The 25,231-nt window shown below is 46.1% G+C and carries 22 protein-coding genes, 1 tRNA gene and 1 riboswitch; all 23 genes read left to right on the plus strand.

Annotation, left to right across the window (positions count from 1 at the left end; translation table 11 throughout):
• The first annotated feature begins 104 nt into the window (after window positions 1-104).
• Window positions 105-923 (plus strand): YesL family protein, encoded by an 819-nt coding sequence (locus DW025_RS12385; protein WP_117548556.1) that lies wholly within the window; start codon window positions 105-107, stop codon window positions 921-923.
• Between the two features lie 178 nt (window positions 924-1,101).
• Window positions 1,102-1,674, plus strand: a complete 573-nt coding sequence (locus tag DW025_RS12390) for an RNA polymerase sigma factor (protein WP_117548557.1) — start codon at window positions 1,102-1,104, stop codon at window positions 1,672-1,674.
• A complete protein-coding gene (locus tag DW025_RS12395) occupies window positions 1,664-3,223 on the plus strand; it encodes a hypothetical protein (protein WP_120000120.1) in 1,560 nt (519 codons plus the stop codon). Before DW025_RS12390 ends, DW025_RS12395 begins: the two co-directional genes overlap by 11 nt.
• Window positions 3,224-3,225: 2 nt before the next feature.
• Window positions 3,226-4,620, plus strand: a complete 1,395-nt coding sequence (locus DW025_RS12400; protein ID WP_120000122.1) for a hypothetical protein — start codon at window positions 3,226-3,228, stop codon at window positions 4,618-4,620.
• A 152-nt stretch (window positions 4,621-4,772) separates the two neighbouring features.
• The gene (hprK, locus tag DW025_RS12405) at window positions 4,773-5,723 is read left to right on the plus strand and encodes an HPr(Ser) kinase/phosphatase (protein WP_015533291.1); all 951 of its coding nucleotides are present in this window, start codon (window positions 4,773-4,775) and stop codon (window positions 5,721-5,723) included.
• A 57-nt stretch (window positions 5,724-5,780) separates the two neighbouring features.
• Entirely contained in the window at window positions 5,781-6,722 is a 942-nt protein-coding gene (locus DW025_RS12410) for an ROK family glucokinase (protein ID WP_120000313.1), read from the plus strand.
• 291 nt (window positions 6,723-7,013) lie between these two features.
• Entirely contained in the window at window positions 7,014-7,928 is a 915-nt protein-coding gene (gene murB, locus DW025_RS12415; protein ID WP_117548561.1) for a UDP-N-acetylmuramate dehydrogenase, read from the plus strand.
• A 27-nt stretch (window positions 7,929-7,955) separates the two neighbouring features.
• Window positions 7,956-8,834, plus strand: coding sequence for an RNase adapter RapZ (gene rapZ, locus DW025_RS12420; RefSeq protein ID WP_015533288.1), 879 nt, complete (start codon window positions 7,956-7,958; stop codon window positions 8,832-8,834).
• A gap of 32 nt (window positions 8,835-8,866) precedes the next feature.
• Window positions 8,867-9,817 carry a DNA-binding protein WhiA gene (whiA, locus tag DW025_RS12425; protein WP_117548562.1) on the plus strand — a complete coding sequence of 317 codons (951 nt, stop codon included), beginning with the start codon at window positions 8,867-8,869 and terminating at the stop codon, window positions 9,815-9,817.
• 19 nt (window positions 9,818-9,836) lie between these two features.
• Window positions 9,837-10,097, plus strand: a complete 261-nt coding sequence (locus DW025_RS12430; RefSeq protein WP_117548563.1) for an HPr family phosphocarrier protein — start codon at window positions 9,837-9,839, stop codon at window positions 10,095-10,097.
• Window positions 10,098-10,175: 78 nt separating this feature from the next.
• On the plus strand, window positions 10,176-12,896 hold the full coding sequence (locus tag DW025_RS12435; RefSeq protein ID WP_120000124.1) for a tetratricopeptide repeat protein: 2,721 nt from the start codon (window positions 10,176-10,178) through the stop codon (window positions 12,894-12,896).
• A 92-nt stretch (window positions 12,897-12,988) separates the two neighbouring features.
• Window positions 12,989-13,480 carry a hypothetical protein gene (locus tag DW025_RS12440; RefSeq protein WP_118016777.1) on the plus strand — a complete coding sequence of 164 codons (492 nt, stop codon included), beginning with the start codon at window positions 12,989-12,991 and terminating at the stop codon, window positions 13,478-13,480.
• Between the two features lie 117 nt (window positions 13,481-13,597).
• The gene (locus DW025_RS12445; protein ID WP_022216601.1) at window positions 13,598-14,878 is read left to right on the plus strand and encodes a DUF4143 domain-containing protein; all 1,281 of its coding nucleotides are present in this window, start codon (window positions 13,598-13,600) and stop codon (window positions 14,876-14,878) included.
• 29 nt (window positions 14,879-14,907) lie between these two features.
• Window positions 14,908-14,980 (plus strand) — tRNA-Thr (locus DW025_RS12450).
• A gap of 74 nt (window positions 14,981-15,054) precedes the next feature.
• The gene (locus DW025_RS12455) at window positions 15,055-15,600 is read left to right on the plus strand and encodes a DUF5662 family protein (RefSeq protein ID WP_015533282.1); all 546 of its coding nucleotides are present in this window, start codon (window positions 15,055-15,057) and stop codon (window positions 15,598-15,600) included.
• 11 nt (window positions 15,601-15,611) lie between these two features.
• Window positions 15,612-19,196 carry a DNA polymerase III subunit alpha gene (locus tag DW025_RS12460; protein WP_120000126.1) on the plus strand — a complete coding sequence of 1,195 codons (3,585 nt, stop codon included), beginning with the start codon at window positions 15,612-15,614 and terminating at the stop codon, window positions 19,194-19,196.
• A 26-nt stretch (window positions 19,197-19,222) separates the two neighbouring features.
• Complete coding sequence (locus DW025_RS12465; RefSeq protein ID WP_117548568.1) at window positions 19,223-20,029, plus strand: TrmH family RNA methyltransferase; 807 nt, start codon at window positions 19,223-19,225, stop codon at window positions 20,027-20,029.
• An 82-nt stretch (window positions 20,030-20,111) separates the two neighbouring features.
• Entirely contained in the window at window positions 20,112-20,744 is a 633-nt protein-coding gene (locus tag DW025_RS12470) for a single-stranded DNA-binding protein (RefSeq protein WP_117548569.1), read from the plus strand.
• 121 nt (window positions 20,745-20,865) lie between these two features.
• A riboswitch (Lysine riboswitch) is annotated at window positions 20,866-21,038 on the plus strand.
• A gap of 87 nt (window positions 21,039-21,125) precedes the next feature.
• Complete coding sequence (gene dapA, locus DW025_RS12475; protein ID WP_120000128.1) at window positions 21,126-22,010, plus strand: 4-hydroxy-tetrahydrodipicolinate synthase; 885 nt, start codon at window positions 21,126-21,128, stop codon at window positions 22,008-22,010.
• A gap of 212 nt (window positions 22,011-22,222) precedes the next feature.
• A complete protein-coding gene (gene dapB, locus DW025_RS12480) occupies window positions 22,223-22,978 on the plus strand; it encodes a 4-hydroxy-tetrahydrodipicolinate reductase (protein ID WP_022216597.1) in 756 nt (251 codons plus the stop codon).
• An 8-nt stretch (window positions 22,979-22,986) separates the two neighbouring features.
• Entirely contained in the window at window positions 22,987-23,352 is a 366-nt protein-coding gene (locus DW025_RS12485) for a DUF6145 family protein (protein ID WP_015533275.1), read from the plus strand.
• Between the two features lie 37 nt (window positions 23,353-23,389).
• A complete protein-coding gene (locus DW025_RS12490) occupies window positions 23,390-24,157 on the plus strand; it encodes a type III pantothenate kinase (protein ID WP_118016773.1) in 768 nt (255 codons plus the stop codon).
• A gap of 48 nt (window positions 24,158-24,205) precedes the next feature.
• Window positions 24,206-25,174, plus strand: coding sequence for a tRNA dihydrouridine synthase DusB (gene dusB, locus DW025_RS12495; protein ID WP_117548571.1), 969 nt, complete (start codon window positions 24,206-24,208; stop codon window positions 25,172-25,174).
• Window positions 25,175-25,231: the final 57 nt, after the last annotated feature.

Raw genomic sequence — 25,231 nt, forward strand, 5'->3', positions numbered from 1 at the left:
ATCAATTAAATATAATGTAGGTATCGATGACTCTCGGGTTGATCGATACCCACATTATATTATTTTTTTTTCTAACGAGACAATAAGCGAAGAGGACATTTTGAATGAGCGAGATATCAAACAACAGGGAAGAGAGCAGAGAGAATGACAGGGGAAAAGAGAAAGAACCACTTCTGAGACGGGCAATGGATGCGTTTGGAACTATATTTGCACTTAATGTGTGCTTTGTAGTTGGCTGTATACCTATATTTACAGTGGGAGCATCGCTGTCAGCTCTTTATGCTATGTGTATAAGACTGCAGGAGGATGAGGAAGAGACGGTTGTCGCCGGATTTATCCATGAGTTTAAGAGAAACTTTAAACAGTCGACCATAGCGTATTTCTTTATTCTGCTTGCGATATTTGTAATGTATTTTGAATTCCTGCTTGTCAAGAGAGTGACGGGATTCATATCTACATTCTACACAGGAATTCTTGTGACAGAACTTATATTTATGGGACTTATTGTTCCGTTTTTGTTCCCATTGATAGCCAGATACAACAATAAGCTGGGAACCACGGTGAGAAACTCACTGGCTTTGGCTATCACATATAAGGGATCATGGTTAAAAGTATTTATCGCATGGTTTGCACCTATATTTATATGCGTGAGATACCCTATTATATTTGTGAATATATGGTACCTGTGGGTTTTATTCATATTTGGTGCGATTGCATACGGAACCAGTACGACGATGAGGAAGATATTCAGACTCAACGAGAAGAAACTGGAGGAAACCGCCCGAAAAGCCGAGGAAGAGGCGAAGAAGGCAAAGGAGGAGGCTGAAGCTGCTGCGAAACTGTTAGAAGCCGAGGCTGAAGCTGAAGAAAAGAATAAAGAGGATACAGGGAATAAAGAAGACTTGGATTCGGAACAGGCATAAAGCCTGAAGATAGTGATATTTCCCATAAAAGAGGTTAAAGAGAAATCTTTAACCTCTTTTTTTATGAAAAAGTGTCACATTTATGATAATGTAATCGTTATATATAGTGAACGTTCAAAAAGACAGAATATCAAGGGGTGTTCATGGCGGGGAACACATGAAAAAGGATAGGGAAATTATGCATAATGATAAGAAAGACAGCGAATTGATAGCAGAATATTATGACAAGTACGAACAGAAGTTATACAGGCTGTCGTATGCCGTATTGGGAGATATATGGCAGGCGGAGGAGGCTGTACAGGAGACATTTCTGAAAGTCATAAGATACAGGAATATGATAAAAAGGATGCCGGAGGAGAAGAGATCGGCGTACATAACCAAGACTGCAAGAAATATCGCTGTTGATATGTACAGGAAAAATAAAAGAGATAAAGAGGCTGTGTGCAGTCTGCAGGGGGATGACGATTCCTCGGAACTTGCAGACAACATCCTGTGGAGTCATGCCGATCCGTCGGTGAAGAGCAATATGGCTGATGAGGTGGAGAACAGGCAGTTGATAACAGGCATACTTGGAAGATTATCTGATGATGATGCCCTAGTGCTCCAGCTAAGGATAGTGCGGCAGCTCAGTGTAAGAGAGACGGCTGATCTGATGCGGCTGACAGAGGCTGCGGTCCGGAAGAAATATGAGCGCGCAGTAAAGAGAGCGCGAAAACTGCTGATGAAGGAGATGATGCTGGATGGAGAATAGGAATATGGAGAATGTTGATAACGCGGACAATACGGATAATATGGACAAGCTGTCTGAACATGAATTTTCGGCAGAATACAAAGCTAAAAAGGAAAGTCTGCTCGCCGGAATGAGAGACATGGAGGAGTCCGGCAGACCGACAGGCCTCAGGAAAAGACATGGAGGAATGGAGAGATTTATCAAGGTTGCAGCACTGCTGCTGTGTGGTGTGATCCTTATACCGGTATCGATCCATGCTGCGGTCAGCGTGTATAGATTTACGATCGAGAAGAATGGTGGTTATGCAAGTGGAACGATAGAGCTCAATGACGATGGTGTTGCCACAGCTGCAGATGACACCGAGAGCACGGAGACTCTGGACGCGATGAAAAAGAGGATGGCGGAGGAAGAAGAAAATGGAACACAGAGCATAATGAAAGGAAGCGATGGTAATTCATACATGATAAATTCGGGCAAAAGATACGTGGAGATCACTCTTGATTATCTGCCGGAAGGCGTGGTTCAGGTCGAGGAAAGTAAGTATGACAGCCCGGACAGGAAAGGATATATGGGAATATCCATAGCGGCAACCCAGTGGAATGGACAGTCGAATACTGTGATAAACCGAAGCATCGAGGATGCCACAGTCAGACAGGCGGGAAGTTATGAGTACCTGTTGTTTGAGAGGGGAGGAGTTGATTGGGGATTTGATAGAGTGCTGTACGTTCCGATAAAAGAAGAGTCCGTTATTCTGACTGTGTATATCGGCTGCGATATAACGGATGAGGAGCTGGACAAGATCGTGACCGGAATAAATGTCAAGGATGCTGAGGGCGATGATCCATCTAACTGGGTCGGAGTTGACTCAACATTTTATGATGACAATCCGGATAATGTTGATACGATCCAGGTGGATGACAAGTACACATTTATAGGATTGGACGAGCCGTTTGTTGTGGATGGCGTAGAGATGACTGTAAACAGTGTGAACGTATACGATGACACCCAGGGAATAGATCCTGCGGATATGCTCTGTGTTGTGGGAGATCTCGAGGAGAAAGGTCTGGTGGATACGGACGGAAACTTTGTGGATGTCAGATGTCGGAGGATGAACGAAGCGACAGATAACAGCTTTACAAGCTGGGGAGATTATAATAACAGCAGCTTGCGGATGGTTGCGGTGGATATCACATATAAAGCGGACTACAGAGCATATCCGTATGACGATATAGTTATAGATCTTGAGAGGGGAGAAAAACTCTCGGGGGACAAGCTGGCGCCACCGGTTGACACGAATTATTATTGCGGAGATGGTGAGCCTCGTGCGAGTTATGAAAGACGGATGACATATGGAGTACCTGCGTATGTAGTAGATGACGGCACAGAGATTGCTGAAAAGAGCGTGGATGGCTACTGCTGCCTGAAGAGGGATGGCGAAGAACATTTGCTGACGGTGTATTTCCTTGTTGACGAGAGTGAGCTTGAGGATTGTTACATGCAGGTAAGTCCGAGCAGTTCAATGGCAGGTTATTATGAGTATATGACAATATATCTTGGTGAAGGAGAGTAAATATGAGGAAAAGAAGATGGATGATATGTGCAGCTTTGGTTTGCCTTGCGATGGCGTGCGGTGGCTGCGCGGATAAGAAAAAGGAAGCAAACACGGCGGTCATAGAGGGCGATGATATCAAGGAATACAGCAGCGGAACGGACACGTCCGGGGACACCGAGAAGGATGCAGATTATGATGACAGTGTGGGCGGACTTGCCAGAACACTCAGCATTCCGACCAGTGTAAATGTTGATATTCCTGTTGAAAATTGCGGAACTTTGGAGTCTGCAAGCATCAAAGCGTCGGAGATCAAGACTCCGGATGCCGATAAGATGTATACGAAGAAGTTCACCATGGGCAGCATAGGAGCTGAAGACAGGGAGACGATACTCAAAAGCATATTTGACGAGGAGGATGGAGTTTTCGAGTATCCATATGATATGAAGGACAGTGTGACACAGGAGCAGAGAGATGAACTGTTCGCTCATAAGGGTGCCGATGTGGATTATAGCAAGGATTATTTTATTGGGAAGATAGATGGAGTTGAATACATACTGTATTTTTATGATCTGTCGTGGATATCAGATGAGGGATTTTCTATCCAGCTTGCGGTGACGGATCCTGTCCCTGAAGATATGGCGGACAAGGGTGCGACATTCACAGAGTATACTTCATGGGATCCCGCAGACTTAATAACTGCAAATGAAGGTAATCCGTCGGATGTTCAGAATGATGAAACCAATATGAGTGGCATGGACGAGGATGCCGGAATGGTAAAAGCGCTGGACTACATGGACAAATGGGGCTTTAAGGATGTGGTTCCAACATCGCAGTCGGAGCTTTACCGTCAATATAGTGATGAGTATGGAGAGGTTGTAGGATATGAGAAGGATGGATACTCTGTGACATTTCAGGCGTCCGTGAATGGACAGCCGCTATATCAGCCGGATGCATTTGGCATAGACACCATCTCAAATCAGAAGAAGGCGGAGGACAGTGGTTCGTTTTCTGCAGAGAAATACTACTACACGGAGCAGTCCACATACAGTATCGCATTTACAGGAGAGAAACTTACGGGATTTACATGCACCTGGCCGATGAAGTCCGCGGGGGATATTCAGGATGCAGGGACACTGATCACCTGGGATTCTGCGGTGGAAAGCCTCAAGGGAGTCATGGAGAGCCACTTTGCGGATTATACCGGATATAATTCAGTGGAGTTCAACGATGTGAGACTCACATATTTCAGGATAAAGACAGGGGATGGCGAGTATGAGGCCATACCTGTGTACTCATTTGCACAGTTGGATTCGGATCATTCCGACACTTACCCGATACAGCTTGTGCTGATAGATGCGAGGGATGGTAGCGAGGTCAGCATGGTTCAGGACGAGGAGAGATTCCTGAATAAATAGACCACAAATGAGTTGCATATTTGGCTGTGTAATTGTGCATGTCTGCTTGACAACAGAGAGCGTACATAAGTATAATTAATTGCGATAAAATAAGTCATATTGACTATATTAGGAAAGGAAAAACATCGGTTTCGGTGTTGCAGAGGGTTTATATGGTTTACAGTGTTACGGTTACACAGCTTATAGAGAAGATGGATCTCAAGAACCATACTCCGGAGATCGATACGGATAAGATACTTATCCAGGATCCGGGTATGAACAGACCGGCAGTACAGTTTGGTGGATTCTTCGAACACTTTGATGCGGGAAGAATACAGATTTGTGGTAATGTTGAGCATGCCTATGTGGCAGCTATGCATACTGAGGAGGAAAACAAGCGCATTATGGATGAGTTCTTCTCATACAAGCCGCCATGCCTTATATTCTGCCGAGGTCTTGAGCCATATCCATTTATCATAGAGATGGCGAAGAAGCACGGGGTTCCGGTACTCACATCCGATGCGGTCACATCTGCATTTGTACATGAGGTGGACAGATGGCTGCATGTGGAGCTGGCTCCAAGAATATCGGTGCATGCGGTTCTTGTCGATGTATACGGCGAGGGCGTACTGATCATGGGTGAGAGCGGAATCGGTAAGTCGGAGGCGGCGCTGGAGCTTCTGAAGAGAGGACACAGACTTGTTGCGGACGATGTGGTTGAGATCAAGAAGGTCAGCGATGCGACTCTTGTAGGAAGAGCTCCTGACATAACGAGGCATTTTATTGAGCTCAGAGGAATTGGAATAATAGATGTGAAATCACTGTTTGGTGTTGAGTGCGTTAAGATAGATCAGAATATCGATCTTGTCATCAACCTGGAGGAGTGGAGCAAAGATACAGAATACGACAGACTCGGACTTGAGGACAATTATATGGAGTTCCTGGGAAATAAGGTGGTAAGTCACAACATACCAATCAGACCGGGAAGGAATATCGCGATCATAGTTGAGTCGGCGGCTGTAAACCACAGACAGAAGAAGATGGGATACAATGCAGCTCAGGAGCTTTATAACAGAGTTACACAGAATATTATGAAGGGCAACGGCGGTGGTGACAAGCAGTAAATGACTGCCGGCCGTGATATTACAATAAAAAGCGGAGAATGTGGAAGGAGAAAAAACATGGCTAAGTATGTATTTGGAGTTGATGTTGGAGGAACTACAGTAAAGATGGGACTTTTTACCGTTGAGGGCGAACTGCTCGACAAGTGGGAGATCAAGACCCGCACAGAGGACGGTGGAAAGAATGTTCTTCCGGACATTGCTGATTCTATAAAGGAAGTTATTGAAAGCAAGAAGCTTGCAAAGGAAGATGTTGAGGGCGTTGGAATCGGAGTTCCGGGACCTGTCAAGGAGGATGGAACGGTTCTCAAGTGTGTAAACCTCGGATGGGGAATACTGAATGTTGAGGACGAGCTGGAGAAGCTGGTCGGATATCCCGTAAAGGCTGGAAATGACGCAAATGTCGCTGCGCTCGGAGAGATGTGGCAGGGCGGTGGCAAGGGCCACAGCAATCTGGTAATGGTAACACTTGGAACAGGTGTTGGCGGCGGAATCATACTCAACGGCAAGATGCTGTTCGGCGTGAATGGTGCCGGCGGTGAGATCGGACATATATGTGTTGACGATTCAGAGACTGAGACATGTGGATGCGGAAACAAGGGATGTCTGGAGCAGTACACATCTGCAACAGGCGTGGTAAGACTTGCGGGCAGAGCTATGGCAGCTTCAGATAAGAAGTCAACTCTCCGTGAGCTCGAGGCTGTTACTGCAAAGGATGTATTTGACGCAGCAAAGGCAGGAGACGAGCTTGCACTTGAGATAGTTGATACACAGGCACGTATCCTGGGTCGTGCGCTTGCACAGATAGCATGTGTAGTTGATCCTGAGATATTTGTAATCGGTGGAGGCGTGTCAAAGGCGGGCTCCATACTTACAGATTCAGTAAAGAAGTATTTCGAGCATTATGCATTCCATGCATGCAGACAGACAAAGTTCGCACTTGCACAGCTTGGCAATGATGCAGGTATTTATGGAAGTGCATGCAGCATGCTTGGAAGGTAATTGACCTGAATGTAATTTCGGTAAAATTTACCAGTAGAATTTGTGAAAATATCCAAAGGTTTTGCGAAAGATGGTAAATTTATATTAAATTTTAATATTGAATTATAAAAGTCTTTAATGTATGATGAATTTAATGGTGATGAATAGTGCCGTAAAATCCAATATATTAAAGACTTTTATTGTGTATGTTAAGAAAAAAGCAGTTTTCTGTGACAGGGGGTGCTTTTACTTTTGTTTTAAAATACATGCACATGTGAATAAAATATAGAAGACAGATTGTATGAGGTTGACATGTCAGATTTAGATATATTGAACAGTATTCGAGAGATAACCGGAGAGAAGAATGCAAGCGCAGATGAGGTGATGAGCGCACACACTACCTTCAGGGTGGGCGGTCCTGCCGACTATTTTGCGAGTCCTTCTGATGCAGATCAGGTTGTGGGGATTATAGAACTTTGTCGGAAATGTGAGATACCGTATTTTGTCCTTGGTAATGGCAGTAATCTGCTTGTGTCGGATGCTGGCTACAGGGGCATGATAATCAATATAATGGACAATATGAATGGGATAACAGTTGATGGTGATGTGATAACAGCCCAGGCCGGGGCAAAGCTGGTGAGAGTCAGCAGACTGGCAAGGGATAATTCGCTGACCGGTCTTGAGTTTGCTTCCGGGATTCCCGGTACTATAGGCGGTGCGGTGTATATGAATGCGGGAGCTTATGGCGGTGAGATGAAGGACGTTGTCACCAGTGTCAAGGTGATGGATGCCGATGGACATATATATGATATGTCATCGGATGAACTGGATTTTTCGTACAGACACAGTGCTGTGGAGGCTGAGGGGCTCATAGTTCTTGAGGTTACCATGAAGCTGGCAGCAGGTGTGCAGCAGGATATAGATGACAGAATGAAGGAATTGTCGGATTCCAGAAGAACAAAGCAGCCGCTTGAGTATCCGTCGGCGGGCTCTACATTCAAGAGACCTGAGGGATATTTTGCGGGTAAACTTATAATGGATGCAGGACTCAGGGGATATTCTGTGGGAGGAGCACAGGTGTCCGAGAAGCACTGCGGATTTGTTGTGAACAGGGGCGGTGCAACCGCTGCTGATGTGGCAGGTCTGATCCGTGATGTACAGAAGAAGGTTATGGATCAGTTTGGCGTGATGCTGGAGCCTGAGGTGAAGATGCTTGGCGATTTCTAGCATTCAGTGAGACAGGGAGAACAGAGCATGAGATTTGTTATTGTGACAGGAATGAGTGGAGCAGGAAAGGCAACGGCGCTTAAGACGCTTGAGGATGCCGGATTTTTCTGTGTTGATAATCTGCCTATCCAGCTCATAAAAAGATTTGCCGAGATCGCTTATGATGAGCAGATCCAGGTGGATGATGTTGCTATCAGTGTTGATATCAGAAGTGGAAGGGCTTTGTCACAACTCAATTCGTGCCTGGCGGATATCAGAAGAGAGGGCATGAATTATGAGATCCTGTTCATTGAGTGTTCCAATGCAACTCTGGTAAAGCGTTATAAAGAGACTAGAAGAAACCATCCTCTTTCGGTCAAGGGTGGGCGAATAATAGATGGAATAAACAAGGAGCGTGAGCTTATCGGCTTCCTCAAGGAGGAGGCTGATTATATAATCGATACTACCAACCTCCTTGTGAGAGAGTTTAAGGCGGAGCTTGACAAGATATTTGTGCAGAATGAAGAGTATTCGAATTTCATAATTACGGTCATGTCATTTGGCTTTAAGTATGGAATACCGAGGGATTCTGATATAGTTCAGGATGTGAGATTTCTGCCTAATCCGTACTATGACCTTGAACTCAGGGAGAAAACGGGAAACGACAAAGAGATACAGGACTATGTTATGAACTGCAAGGAGGGCCCTGAGTATCTGGAAAAGTTTATAGATCTGATAACATTTTTGATACCGAATTATATCAAGGAAGGCAAAAATCAGTTGGTCATTTCCATCGGCTGCACAGGCGGAAAACACAGATCCGTCACGATAGCCAATGCTGTCTATGCCCGTTTGCAGAAGTCAAAGTATACAGTGAGGATAGTTCACAGGGATATTTTGAAGGATTCAATAGTCAAGAAGTTGTAGCATGTAATAACAGATAGTATAGCAGGTGGAATATGTCATTTTCTTCAGACGTTAAGATGGAGCTGGCAGGGAATGTTCCGGGAGCGAGGCATTGTCAGATAGCTGAGCTGGCTGCGATGATTTCAATGGTGGCATATGTGAGATATTGGGCTGGCAGACCGGCCGGGCTGGTGATAGTTACAGAGAGAAGTGTTATCGCAAAGGAGATAGCTTCCCTGATAAAGAGGCTGTTCAGATATATTCCGGACTCAAGTGTAAGAAGGACCGGAGCTGACAGCAGAGTATACAGGATGGAGATCAATTCTCCAGAGATTGTCAATACGATACTGATGACCTTGAAGATAGAAAACGAACATGAATATGAGGGACTGATACAGTGTCAGCTCATGAAGGTCAGCAGGATGGATGTTCAGCAGGATTGCTGCAGGAGAGCATATATAAAAGGAGTGTTCATGACCTCGGGATCGATCAGTGATCCGAACAAGGGCTACCACATGGAGGTGGTGTGCGAGAACGAGGGAAGGGCACAGTTCATACAGGAGATAATAAAAGGATTTGGAGTGGAAGCCCGCATAATACAGCGGAAGAAATACTACGTCGTCTATCTGAAGGATGGGGAGATGATAGTTGATATGCTTGGGATAATGGGCGCACACATATCCCTGATGAATATGGAGAACATAAGGATCAGGAAGGATATCCGTAACAATATCAACCGCAGGGTCAACTGTGAGGCTGCAAACCTCAACAAGACCGTGAGCGCTGCCGTAAAGCAGATGAATGACATTAATTACATAATAGAGACAAAGGGCATAGGATATCTGCCCGATAACCTTCAGGAGCTGGCGCTTGCCAGACTGGAGAATGAGGATGCTTCCCTTAAGGAGCTTGGTGAGATGATGACGCCGCCGATCGGTAAGTCGGGGGTTAATCATAGATTAAGAAAAATAAGTGAGATCGCAGAAGAAATGCGGGGCTGTTGATGAGCCCAAGGAGGATGTAATGATCGAAAAGACAGTTGTTGTATCAATGATGGGAGAGGCAGAGGAAAGACCTGTTGCAGTTCTTGTACAGGTTGCAAGTCAGTATGACAGCAAGGTTCACCTTGTTACCGGAGATAAGAGAATCAATGCTAAGAGCATTATGGGTATGATGAGCATGAGCTTCGAGAATGGCAGTGAGCTCACTATAGTTGCAGACGGCGCCGACGAAGAGGCAGCAGTCAATGCACTTTCAGAATATCTGACAAAAAACAATAAGTAATTTGGATGATTTATTGCACCTCGGATGTGTATGTGGTAAAATAAATTTATCAATGGACATTTGTCGGAGGAACAGGATATGGGATTTTTTGACGGATTATTAAAGAAGATACCATTCGTATCCAGATTTTCCAAAAAGAAGGAACCGGTCAACAATGTGGAGCTCCAGTTCAACAAAGCCATGAACCTTATGGACAACGGAGATGCTGAGGAATCAGTAAACATACTTGAACAGGTTGCAGACATAGGAATAATGGATGCGCAGTATAAGTCATATGGGGATGATGCTCTTCTTGCACTTGCAGAGTTTTATGAGAAGGGAAAGTACCGCAACGCAGTTGTGGATGTGGATCTGAACAAGGCTACCAAGTATTACGAGAAGTATGTGAATCAGAACCATGACGGCGATGTTATATTCAAGCTTGCCAAGATGCTTCTGGAAGTCCAGAACTTCTCAAAGGCCATCAAGTATTATGAGCTTGCAGCCACAGATTACGGTATAAAGGCAGCGTATATGAGCCTTGGTTCGATATATGAGAGCGGACTTAACAGAGTGGATGAGTATGGCAACAAGAGTGATTATGTCGTACCTATCGATCTGGACAAGGCCATGATGTGGTACAAGAAGCTCGCTGATACCGGCGATGCCAAGGCGAAGGCTTCATACGAGAGAGTTGAGTACATTAGTACCCACGGTGACAGCCTTGAGTTCGAGGAGAAGGACAAGCTGTACACGGATATAGCAGAGGCCAGAAAGGCAAAGGGAAAGGAGCCACGTTACAAGGTTATCGAGGCTTCAAGACTTCAGTATCAGTACACATATGTACATGATCAGGTTGAGGGATTCATCCACAAGCTTCCAAAGGGCTGGGTGAAGACGATCAACGAGTCAACAGGTGAGGAGTATTACGCACCAAGTCTTACATATAAGGATTTTGCAATGTATGTATATTATGACAGTGTGCCAAAGGATTCCAAGATGACTCTTGAGAATTACCTGAGATACTGTAACGATGCGTTTGACGAAGAGCTGCAGCTCAAGGCGTATGTCACAGAGTATGCAGATGGAATATGTACAACTTACTATCACAAGGACATGGAGAAGGGAATCGTGTCATTTGCCTTCTATCATGGACGTAGACTGGCATGTATGAGATTCGTGTGTGCTACAATGGAGATCATAGAGCAGTACGAGGAGATCATATTTGAGACAGCCAACTCATTTGCGTTTGTAGATCCTACGCTGGCCAGTGACCACAGTGCCAACAGAAAGGATATGCAGTATTATAACGAGGCTATATACTGCTACTACCTTGAGGATTATGAGGGCGCCATGAGAGCCGCAAAGCAGGCTCTTAAGCTTGGAAGCATAAAGGCAAGTTACCTTCTGATAGAGCTGTACTACGATGAGGACAGCCCATACAGGGATGTTGAGAAGACTATAAGTTATGCAAAGCAGTTGTTTGAGGCAACTAAGGATCCTGAGCTTGCATTCCTTCTTGGAATCGTATATGACCAGCAGCTCAAGGATTATGTGAAGGCAGTTAACTGGTATGAGAATGCAGAGCGTCTTGGACACAAGAGAGTTGCATTCTATCTTGGAAGAATATATTATTACGGTCTGCTCAGAACGAAGAGAGACGGAGTCAAGGCACTGTCTTACTTCAAGAAGGCCAGAGAGAACGGTATTCAGGAGGCTGAGGGCTATATCAAGGATCTTGAGGATCTCAAGGGAGAGGACCTTCAGACGGCTGTTGAGAAGTGGGAGCGTGCAGTGGAGGCCGGAAGCGAGTCAGCGGCTATCAAGATAGCCATGATGAAGCAGAGACAGATCTTCTACATTGCAACACCATATGAGATTGAGAAGGCTTATCTTGAGGCACTTGGTCTTGGAAGCGCCCGTGCCGGATATGAGCTCGGAAGAATCTATCAGGTACAGGAGAAGCAGGATAACTACAAGGGCGAGATCAAGAGTATCAAGTATTTCGAGAAGGCGTTCAATGCGAACTTCGATGACTGGGATAAGGAGAACTTATTTAAGGTTATTAATTACAAGGTTGAGAAGGGCCTGGCCAGCGATGAGGCGGTCAAGCTGTACATAGAGAATGCAAGTATGGGATATGTTCCTGCTATTGAGAAGCTCATAGAGCTCGTTCCTACAACTACTCAGCAGATATGGAGCCTGTACGACGCTCTTATCGATCTTGCTGAGACCGGCGATGAGTCAGCGATAGTTGCGATGAACAAGCTGGAGATGAACTATGTAGATCTCATACTCAGAGAACCTGCCAAGGGACAGAAGGTTGTGGAGAACAAGTTCTTCAGACTCTGTGTTCCAAAGGAGTGTAACGCAGTCATCAATGATGATGGCGGTACTATCAAGATGGCTGATTCCGTCGTTGAGTTTGCAGTTGCCGAGATGCCTGTCAATGCTACGGCAGAGCAGGATTACCTGAAGATCTACAAGCTGATAGTTTCAGAGTATCTGCCTGATGAGAATGCGGATGTCATCATTGCCAACTCAAGAATGATCGGATCTGCAATAAGGGCTTCAAAGGATAACGTACATACATTCAGCATCCTTCTGATAAGCTCCAAGAACCAGTACATATTTAAGTTGAGTTCTAAGGACAGACGTCAGATGATGCAGTTCAAGGATGTCGTAGTTGCAATAGCCAAGTCTCTTGTTGAGACAGGTGAGATCTACAAGGCGACAGAGGAGGGCAAGAAGAACATCGGTCTTGCATTCCTGCTGAAGGCTAATGAGAGTGGATTCCTGTCGATCGGCAAGGGCGAGTAATACAACAGGATATCAATTAGATCAGAATGATCCCGGAGGACATATCTCCTCCGGATTTTTTACCCCATAGGGATAGAGAAAGGGAGCATATTATGCCGGGACTTAACAAGAGAGAGCTCACGAGCAAGCCTTTGAGAATGGATTCCAGAATGGCGAGGGATTTGGAGAGATTATCTGATTATACCGGTTATTCTCAGAATGAGATCATTCTCATGTCCATAAAGAAATATCTCTTTGAAAATCGTGGGTATTTCCTGCGGGATATGGTTGAGGAGAAATGCCTTTCGCGCATTGAGAAGGAAGTAAGGATCATGCGTGGAGAGACCCATCTGAAGTATGGAGACATGACGGTGGATGTGGTGAAGTCAGAGAATGCAAATGGTAATATCAACTTATATGTAGCGACTATAAGACTTCGTAATAAGCTTGGAGAGATATTCTATGAGGATGTACAGGAGCTGGATATGTCGGGAAAAGACTGGGAATATTATAAGGAGTTCCTGTATGAGGTTGTGATGAAGTACATGGATATCGATGAACCAGCACTTAAGACGTATTTCAGGGAAAAATTCCTGTATGAATAGTATAAAGTGATAAAAAATCAGAGAGTGCAATGATATGGGTTTAACTATTTACATTGCAAATTTTTAGTGGTATCCTATAATAGATTTGGAAAAAGTGGTCGAATCGAGGTGAGATGCTTGTTTAGAAATGTTATGAATGACCTTGCAACATGGTATGAGACCGGAGCGGATAAGATTGCAGTTGTCCGTGGTGGCAAGTTTGTTGGCAAGACATGGGCTGTGGCTGATTTTGCCATGGGATTTTTTGAGGATCATATAATAATAGACATGGACAAGTATCCGGACTTTGCCGCATATGCAGCAAAGGAGAGGAGGCCGGAGAAGCTTCATGCCAAGCTTACAACGTCGCTTGACAAGTATGATTTCAAGGATAAGCTTCTTATATTTGACAATGCGCAGAACTGTGTGGGACTGCTCGGCAACCTTGTTGAGTATAGCAGATACAATACTGACTGCAGGATCTGTGTCATTGCGACATCCTGTGGACCAATCCCGGGAGAGGAAGAGTGCCAGGATGACATATGCGTATATGAGATGATGCCTATGAACTTTGAGGAATTCCTGAAAGCGGGAAAGGGCAGAAAGCTCTGTGCATTTATAGAGAACCAGAAGATCACACCGATGCCGGATGAGGTCAGGGACAGCGTCCAGACAATGCTTGAGACTTTCTTCGTGACCGGAGGAATGCCGGAGGCGGTGGATGAATATTATAAGACAGGAGATCTCAGAAGAGTTGATGTGGTTTTGAAGTCTATACTTGACAGAACTACTGAATATCTGATAAACTCCACTCCGAAGAGATATCTTACCAAGGTCATGGCTATATGGAACAGTATTCCGGTTCAGCTTACCAAGGAGAACAAGAAGTTCATGTATGGATACGTTGATCCGAAGGCCCGTGCCAGGGAGTATGAGGCGTCAGTTGATCAGATCGTCAGGATGGGCGTTGTGCGTCAGGTGTACAGAGTCAGGAATGGAGTGCTTCCTCTGGCAAACCAGAAGGATGACAAGTCATTTGAGCTGTATCATCTTGATCATGGTCTGCTCAGGGTCATGGCTGGTATTCTGGTTCAGGATATTGACACAGATAATGTTCTTGATATGATGGATGGAGTTATAGCAGAGCAGTACGCTCTTGCAGAGCTGTATGTGAACAGGAGTATCGGGGATCTGTATTTCTGGATCTCATCGGCCACAGCGAAGGTTGATTTCGTGTATGAGGGCGATGGAGAGGTCATTCCAGTGGATGTTCAGACAAGTCCGCACACCAAGGCCCAGAGCTCCAGAGTATTCAAACAGAGATATGACAATCAGACTTCAGTGAGGATATCTACAGATGACATGTTTGTCGATAAAGGATTGGTAAATATACCGCTATATGGTATCTGGTGTTTCTAACCGATAGCGTATGGTAGTAATTTATAGATGCCGAAATAGCTCAGTTGGTAGAGCAACGCATTCGTAATGCGTGGGTCGAGGGTTCGAGTCCCTTTTTCGGCTTCAATATTGAGGAAGGCTGCCTGCAAAAGTTTTTGCGGCAGCCTTTTGTACTCAGTGGGAAAGGACGGGATGATATGGATGCTCCAAAATGGTACAGACATTTGAAAACCATAAACAGACATAAGAGAATGGTCATGCATAACTGCTTTAAGTGCGGATTATACTGGCAGGGGCTTGTGCACGATCTGTCAAAGTATTCGTGGACTGAGTTCTCAGTCGGGGCAAAGTATTATCAGGGAACAAGAAGCCCGAATGATGCGGAGCGCGAGAGCAAGGGGTATTCAAGCGCATGGCTGCACCACAAGGGAAGAAACAAGCACCATCTGGAATACTGGGTAGACTACAGTGTTGACAGGAACTGTGTGGAGCTGGTGGGAATGCGCATGCCGGAGAAGTACGTTGTGGAGATGTTCTGCGACAGGGTGGCTGCCAGCAAGAATTATAATGGTGATAAGTATACGGATTCATTTCCGCTTGAGTATTATCTGAGGGGCAGATCCAGACATCATCTGCACCCTGAATCGGCGGATCTGCTGGAGGACATGCTAACGACTCTGGCTGAGAAGGGCGAAGATTATACATTTGACTATATAAGGCGGGAGATACTGCATAACAAATAAGGAGGAGACATATGGAGTTTACACATCTGCATGTGCATACAGGCTACAGTCTGCTGGACGGTGCGGCGAAGATAGACGGACTTGTGCGCAGGGCAAAGGAACTGGGATATGATTCCCTCGCAATAACGGATCACGGCGTCATGTACGGTGTTATAGAGTTCTATGAGACTTGTCTCAGAGAGGGGATAAAACCTATTCTCGGATGTGAGGTGTATGTCAGTCCGGGATCACGATTTGACAGGGAAGTTGGAAAGGGCGATGACAGATATTATCACCTCGTCCTTCTGGCGGAGAATGATCTGGGATATCATAATCTGTCCAAGATCGTGACCAGAGGATTTACCGAGGGCTTTTACTATAAGCCGAGGGTCGATATGGAGGTGCTGGAGAAGTACCATGAGGGAATTATAGCGCTCAGCGCCTGTCTTGCCGGTGAGGTTGCGACAAAGCTCAGAAAGGGCGACTATGACGGTGCGAAGGAGACTGCGATAAGATACAGGAATATATTTGGCGAGGAAAACTATTTTCTGGAGATGCAGGATCACGGAATACCTGAGCAGGCAACTGTGAATGCGGGGATCATGCGTCTGTCAAAGGAACTGGGTATCCCTATGGTCGTGACAAATGATTCGCACTACATCTATGCCGAGGACTGGGAGGCACATGATGTTCTCCTGTGTATACAGACTAACCACAAGGTTCAGGACGAGAACAGAATGCGCTATGAGGGAGGTCAGTTCTACCTCAAATCAAAGGAGGAGATGGCTGAGCTGTTCCCATACGCCCTGGAGGCTCTGGAGAATACACATAAGATCGCAGAGCGGTGTAATGTGAATATCGTATTTGGCGAGCAGAAGGTTCCGAGATTCGATGTGCCGGAGGGATATACCGCGGAGGAATATCTGGATCATTTGGTATATGAGGGTATGGAGAAAAAGTACGGATTTACATATGAGGAGTCCGGTAAGATGGCCGAGGGAACCCACGGCTACGAGGTCAGACAGAGAATAGATTATGAGCTGTCTGTCATAAAGAGCATGGGATTTGTGGATTATTTCCTGATAGTGTGGGATTTCATTCATTTTGCAAAATCGCAGGGAATTGCGGTTGGACCTGGAAGAGGTTCGGCGGTTGGAAGTGTGGTTGCTTACTGTCTGGACATCACGACCATTGAGCCTTTGCAGTACAACCTTCTCTTTGAGAGATTCCTGAACCCGGAGCGAGTATCCATGCCGGATATTGATATAGATTTCTGCTATATCAGACGTCAGGAGGTCATCGACTACTGCGTAAGGAAATATGGCGAGGAGTGCGTGACACAGATAATAGCATATCAGACCATGGGCGCAAGAAACGTCATAAGGGACGTTGGAAGAGCCATGGATCTCCCGTATGCGGTGTGTGATTCCCTTGCAAAGGCAATACCTGCAGAGAAGGATATGACCATAGATATAGCACTCAAGACGAGCAAGGATTTCAGGGATATGTACGAGGGCTCGGACGAGATCAAGGAGCTTGTGGACATAGCCAGAAAGCTTGAGGGACTCCCTAGAAATGCAGGAATGCATGCGGCGGGAGTGGTTATAGGCCGTGAGGCGATAGAGGAGTATGCGCCTTTGTCAGTTGGAGCCGAGGGCGCGGTGGTAACCCAGTTTGAGAAGAACACGGTGGAGCATCTGGGAATGCTCAAGATGGACTTCCTGGGACTCCGAACGGCGACCGTTGTGCAGGATACAGTCAAGCTTGTCAAGCAGACAACAGGCAAGGATATAGACATAGACAATATAGATTACGATGATCCGAATATACTTGGACTCATGGGACAGGGAAAGACCGAGGGTATGTTCCAGCTCGAAAGTGAGGGCATGAGAAACTTCATGATGAAGCTGAAGCCACAGAGTCTGGACGATGTAATTGCCGGTGTTGCTCTGTTCAGACCGGGTCCTATGCAGTTCATAGACGACTACATCAGGGGCAAGGAGAACCGTGAGCTGGTTCACTATGATACTCCTGAGCTCGAGGAGATACTTGAGCCGACTTATGGATGTATCATTTACCAGGAGCAGGTAATGCAGATCGTTATGAAGCTGGCGGGCTATACGCTGGGAAGAAGTGACCTTGTGCGCCGAGCCATGGCGAAGAAGAAGCCTGAGGAGATGGAGAAGGAGCGTCATAACTTTGTGTACGGCAACAAGGAGCTCAATGTTCCAGGATGCGTGGCAAATGGAATCTCGGAGACTGTGGCAAATAAGATATTTGACGAGATGATGAAGTTCGCGGAGTACGCATTTAACAAGTCCCACTCCGTGGCATATGCGGTACTTGCGGCACAGACAGCGTACCTTAAGTATTACTATCCGGTGGAGTTCATGGCTGCGCTGATGTCATCGGTAATTGACAACAATGGCAAGGTTGCAAAGTATATAAGTGTGTGTAAGCAGATGGGAGTTGAGGTGCTCCCTCCGGATATAAATGAGGGAGTGGCAAAGTTCTCCATAAGCAACGGCAAGATAAGATACGGACTCTCCGGTATAAAGAGTGTCGGCGGTGCTGTTGTCGACAGGATAGAGGCGGAGAGGACCAAGAATGGACCGTTTAAGGATCTCAGGGATTTCCTCACAAGGATGCCTTCAAAGGACACAAATAAGAAAACTGTTGAGGCTCTGATACTCAGCGGTGCATTTGATGATATGGGAGCAAACAGAAAGCAGATGATGATGGCTCTGCCGGCCATAGCGGAGGAAGCCGCAAGGGAGAGAAAGAGCAGGGAGTCAGGGCAGATGTCTCTGTTTGACCTGATGGGAGACGATTTTGTGCAGAGCAATCTCGTGCCTTACCCTGATGTGGAGGAGTATTCAGATCAGGAGAAGCTGGCGCTTGAGAAGTCTGTGCTCGGAGTGTATATATCGGGACATCCGCTTGGCAAATATATCGAGCTTATGCAGAGAACATGCACGGCTCAGGCGACGGATTTCGTGGTGGACACCGAGGATGACGATGAGATGAGCCGGGATCAGGGTGACGGAGATGGACAGAAGCTTCAGGACAATGCAATGTATGTCATCGGCGGACTCATATCAAGGGTGACGGTGAAGCTCACCAAGAACAATCAGAATATGGCGTATGTGACGATAGAGGATCTGGTCGGACAGGTCGAGGTTATAGTATTCCCGAGGGATTTCGAGAAGTTCAGGGACAGACTTCTGGTGGATTCCAGAGTGTTTGTCAGGGGCAGGGCGAATCTCGGTGAGAAGGAAAACAAGCTCATATTGTCGGATATGATAAGCTTTGAGGAGGCAGAAGGTGGCAAGAGCTTTCAGTCGGGGAAGCCATGGAACAACAGACAGAAGCCTGTTCAGAGCAACAGCCAGCTCTGGGTATTGTTCGATGATGTGGACGAATACATGAAGAACGAGTCTGCATTTATGTCGATCCTTGAGGAGTACAAGGGCACATGTCCGGTGTACGTGCAGCTCAAGAAGTCCAGACAGGCGAAGAATATGGGCCGGGGATTCTGTGTGGATGAGAATTCCGGCGTGGTGTACGCGCTCCAGATGGAATACGGCAAAGACAGAGTATTGCTCAGAAAAGTGTGACAGAAATACCGCAAAAGGAGAAAAAAGTGGAAGTAATTACAGCAAACAGTAATCCGAGGATAAAAGAACTTAATAAGCTGAACAAGGATGCAAAGCTCAGAAAGGACAGAGACGTGTTCGTGGTCGAGGGGATACGCATGTTCAGGGAGCTTCCGCTTCAGAATGTTCAGGAGGTGTATCTGTCGGAGAGTGCGCTTAAGGAATACAGGGATGAATTCAAGAGCATGGGTGTGCTTGATGGCAGGAATACCTGGATACTCAGCGACGGAGTGTTCGCAGGGGTGTCACAGACCAAGACTCCACAGGGGTGCATGGCTGTGGTGAAATGCATGCATTATCAGCTTGATTCCGTGCTCGGCAGGAATGACAGAGAGACATTTCTTGTGCTGGATACGCTCCAGGATCCCGGAAATATGGGAACTATATTCAGAAGCGCCGAGGCAGCAGGTGTGACCGCCGTGCTTATAGGAAAAGGTTCATGCGATCCGTACAATCCGAAGGTAGTCAGATCGACGATGGGTGCCATATTCAGGGTGCCATTTGTCATGTGCGATGACCTGCCCGGGACTGTGGAGGAGCTGAGACAGTCAGGCGTTGTGGTGTACGGAGCACATCTGGACGGCGACGATCTCTACGACATAGGATTCCCGGACAGGGTGGCATTCCTCATAGGAAATGAGGGAAATGGCCTGACGGATGAGGTGGCGTGCAGAGCCGACAGACTTCTCAGGATTCCGATGGAGGGCAAGGTCGAATCGCTGAACGCTGCAATATCGGCGACTCTTTTGTCGTATGAGGTAATGAGACAGCGAAAGAGAGACCGACAAAACTAGATCAAACAAGACAGCATATTTTTGTACTGCGTGGCATAACTTTTAAAGTATGCAAAAGTTTGTTATAACGGAGGGAGAAAATATGACTGAAAAAACATTAAACAACAATCAGGTAGTGGTGGCAGGAGAGATAGCATCAGAGTTCGTGTTCAGCCACGAGATATTTGGCGAGGGCTTCTATATGGTGGATCTCATCGTCAGCAGACTCAGCGATGCTTACGATACTATTCCGCTCATGGTGTCTGACAGACTGTTCGATGTGAACGAATCCCACATAGGGGAGCGCATCATGGCAAAGGGACAGTTCAGGTCATACAACAAGCATGAGGAGACCAGAAACCGCCTTATACTGTCTGTGTTTGTGAGAGAGATCGAGACCATCGACGAGGATGATGCTGAGGATGAGAACAGACCAAATCAGATCTATCTTGACGGTTACATATGTAAGGCACCTGTGTACAGGATGACGCCCCTTGGAAGGGAGATCGCGGATGTGCTGCTGGCGGTCAACAGAGCATACGGCAAGAGCGATTACATACCATGTATCTGCTGGGGCAGAAATGCGAGATTTGCCGGAAAGCTCCAGGTAGGAGAGCATGTGGCCATCTGGGGAAGGATCCAGAGCAGGGAGTATCAGAAGCGTATCGACAATGACCAGGTGATCAGCAAGGTGGCATACGAGGTGTCTGTGAGCAAGATGGAATGTCTTGAATGATATTTCATAAGGAGGGACCCACGTCAGTGGGAGGAATCCTTGTGAAGCACGCAGTAAAATATATGGTTGACATGGTCTGGATGCGGTGATATAGTAGCACTATCTAAGGTTAAACTGAATACAATATAGTAGAGGCGCGGGATTAATGATTAAGCAGGCTGATGCATGTGGATGCAGAAGATGCCTGACGAAAGGGAAGACCGCCGAAGTGATGGATATTCCACAGGATCTGTTGCTGGTTGTGCAGTTAAGAACTGTATGACTGTCATCTGAGGATGGAGAGCTACTTGTAAGAATGAGATGTTTTTATGGGTTGGCTTTTTGCCAGCCCATTTTTATGCTATATTGTATCGACTATTTATTTTTAAGGAGGACGACAATATGTCAATTTTTACCGGTTCAGCAGTTGCACTTGTAACACCATTTCTTGAAAATGGAGATGTGGATTATGATAAGCTCAAGGAGCTCGTGGAGTTTCATATAGCACACAAGACGGATGCCATAGTTATCTGCGGAACAACAGGCGAGGCTTCAACACTGTCACACGAGGAGCATCTTGAGTGCGTGAAGAAGTGTGTAGAGTTCGCTGACCACAGAATAAAGGTAATAGCAGGAACAGGTTCAAACTGTACTGCAACAGCAATATATCTCTCAACAGAGGCAGAGAGCTACGGAGTGGACGGTCTGCTCGTGGTTACACCATACTACAACAAGGCTACACAGAAGGGCCTCATCGCACACTTCACAGCCGTTGCAAATTCAGTAAATGTGCCTATAATCCTTTACAATGTGCCATCACGTACAGGCTGCAATATCCAGCCGGAAACAGCAGTATATCTTGCACAGAACGTTGAGAACATTGTCGGTATCAAGGAAGCTTCAGGCAATATAAGTCAGGTTGTAAAGCTTGCAAGCCTTGCAAAGGGATGCATAGATATCTACTCAGGAAATGACGATCAGGTTGTACCTCTTCTCTCACTTGGCGGAAAGGGAGTTATCTCAGTGACAGCCAATATAATCCCTGAGGATGTACACGATATGGTTAAGAAGTATCTTGACGGAGATGTTCAGGGAAGTCTTGATCTCCAGCTCAAGGCCATTGATCTCTGCAACGCACTGTTCTGCGAGGTCAATCCAATACCTGTCAAGAAGGCTGTAGAGCTTCTTGGTATGTGTGATGGAACAATGAGAATGCCGCTCACTGAGATGGAGCCACAGAACGTGGAGAAGCTCAAGAAGGCAATGGAAGAGTACGGAGTTCTCTAGGACTGTAATTATCATAGAAACAATACAGATGTCTGCGGTCTCAACTGGCTGCAGACATTTTTATTTGCCGAGGTGGATATAAACGTTGCACAATGGACAGCAAATGTGTAAAATGGAGTACATGTTGAAATATATGCGCATGTCAGCGTGCATAGACCACACAAAAGACGACAACAAATGACAAAGCTTATATATATGGAGGATAGACAGACATGGTAAAGATCATAATGCATGGTTGCAATGGAAAGATGGGACAGGTAATAACAGGTATCGTTGCAGGCGATCCTGATGCCGAGATCGTAGCGGGAATAGATGTTGTGGACAACAGGGATAACGGATATCCGGTATTTACAGACATAGATGCCTGCGATGTCGAGGCTGATGTCATCATAGATTTTGCAGCGGCTGTAGCTGTTGACAAGCTCCTCGATTACGGTGTGAGGACACAGACTCCTATAGTTCTCTGCACAACAGGTCTCTCAGATGAGCAGCTTGCAAAGGTAAAGGAGTGCAGTGCAAAGGTTGCCATACTCAAGTCAGCGAACATGTCACTGGGAATCAATACACTCATGAAGCTTCTGAAGGATGCTGCGAAGGTATTCTCACCAGCCGGATATGATATAGAGATAGTTGAGAAGCATCACAACCAGAAGGTGGATGCTCCATCCGGAACAGCTCTTGCTCTTGCTGATTCAATCAATGAGGCATGCAATGAGCAGTATGAGTATGTGTACGACAGAAGCCAGGTGAGAAAGAAGAGGGATAAGAAGGAGCTTGGAATCTCTGCTGTCAGAGGCGGCACTATAGTTGGAGAGCATGAGGTGATATTTGCAGGTATTGATGAGGTTATAGAGTTCAAGCACACGGCATATTCCAAGTCAGTATTTGCAAAGGGTGCTGTTGAGGCAGGAAAGTTCCTCAAGGGCAAGCCTGCAGGAATGTACGATATGGCGGACGTTATAGGATAGGAGCGGTTATGGAGATTTCAACCAGGACAGAGGATGGCGAGCTTGTTCTGTGCGCCAGCTCGATATATAATCAGAAGTTTTATCTGAACAAGGAATTTTCAAAGCTTCCTGATGAGATAAAGGACGAGCTTCACGCCATGTGTGGAGCGTTTACACAGGAGGTCGGAGGAATATTTATGTTGGTGTTTGACGACGCCGGCAATCTGAAGATACAGACGAGGGCACTTGAGGATGACCTGTTATTTGACGACATAGGATGCGGACTCAAGGTCAAGAAGCTGCAGAATGAAAAGAAGGAGCTGTTCCAGAGTCTGGAGCTGTTCTATAAGATATTTATACAGGGTGTTGACATTAACAGTCTTGTAAATGAATGATATAAAATAATTGGAAGATCAGGAAGGAAAAAGGGGCATGTTATTTGCTATTGATGCTGGAAATACAAATATTACGATAGGACTGTTTGACGGAGAACGCCTGGAGAAGACCTTCAGGATGACCACCGGGATATCGAGAACATCGGATGAGTACGGAGTATTTCTGCGCGACTGGCTCAGAATGAGACAGTTGTCAACTGATGTTATAGATGAAGTTATAATCGCTTCGGTTGTTCCGAAGATCATGCATTCCCTGGTGAATGGCATAAAGAAATATTTTGGAATAACACCACTCATAGTTGAGCCGGGAATAAAGACGGGGATCAATATAGCGCTGCCAAACCCGAAGCAGCTTGGAGCTGACAGAATAGTTGACGCAGTTGCGGCTTATCACATGTATGGCGGACCGGTTCTCACGGTGGACTTTGGAACTGCCACAACGTACGACCTCATCAATGCCGATGGCGTGTTTGAGGCTGAGGTCACATCGCCGGGCATAAGGCTTATTGCAAATGCTCTGTGGACGGGAACAGCCAAGCTTCCTGAGATAGAGATAAAGGTGCCTGAGACGATACTGTGCAAGGACACGATATCCAGTATGCAGGCCGGTGTGTGCATGGGCTATATTGGCCAGACAGAGTATATAGTGAAGAGAATGCGCAAGGAGTCAGGATACGACAACATGAAGGTCGTGGCTACCGGCGGACTTGGAAAGATGATATATGAGAACACGGACTGCATAGATGTGTATGATCCGGATCTCACACTTCACGGACTCAGACTTATCATGGACAAGCAGAAATAAGTCGGATTTTGCAAATTATATATTATTATAGAAGCAATGGAGAAATTTATGGATTTCAGAGATAAATTGATCCTGGCGCCGATGGCTGGTGTATGTGACCAGCCATTTCGTCTTTTATGCAAGGAACAGGGCTGTGATATTCTGTACAGCGAGATGGTGAGTGCCAAGGCAATATATTATAAAAATAAGAACACGAAGCCGCTTCTGGCTATGGATGAGCGGGAGAAGCCATTTGGGCTGCAGCTCTTTGGCTCTGATCCTGAGATCATGGCGGAGATGGCAAAGAGGATAGAGAGCAACGGTTATTCGTTCATAGATGTAAATATGGGCTGCCCTGTGCCGAAGGTGGTCAACAATGGAGAGGGATCTGCGCTGATGAAGGATCCGGTTCTCGTTGGAAGGATAGTCGAGGCCATGGCAAAAGCTATAAGCATACCGCTGACCATCAAGATAAGAAGCGGATTTGATTCAGAGCATATAAATGCGCCTGAGATAGCACATATAGCCCAGGAGAGCGGGGCTGCCGCTGTGGCGGTGCACGGAAGGACAAGGCAGCAGTATTATCAGGGACATGCGGACTGGAGCGTCATAGCCAGGGTGAAGGAGGCGTGCATCATCCCGATCATTGGCAATGGCGATATAAACACTCCTCAGGACATCATAGACATGAGGGCGCAGACGAACTGTGACGGCTTTATGATAGGAAGAGGTGCGAGGGGCAACCCGTGGATATTCCGCGATATGAAATACTACTACGAGCATGGCGAACTGCCGGACAAGCCTGACATATATGAAGTGAAGGATATGATGCTGAGACATGCGAGACTCATGGTTGAGTTCAAGGGTGAGTACACAGGTATCCATGAGATGAGAAAGCACGTGGCATGGTACTCAGTCGGAATGTATGATTCGGCAAAGCTCAGGAGCAATGTGAACCAGGTTGAGACTTACGAGGAGCTTGAGGAACTGCTCTGTATATGGGCTGACAGCGCACCTGAAAAAGTCATTGTGAGTTAACATAAAAACAAAAAATGTAACAGGAAATAAAGAATTTATTAAAAATTCTAAAGTAAA

This window comes from Coprococcus sp. AF38-1 (genome assembly GCF_003603945.1).
GTDB classification, from domain to species: Bacteria; Bacillota; Clostridia; order Lachnospirales; family Lachnospiraceae; genus Coprococcus; species Coprococcus aceti.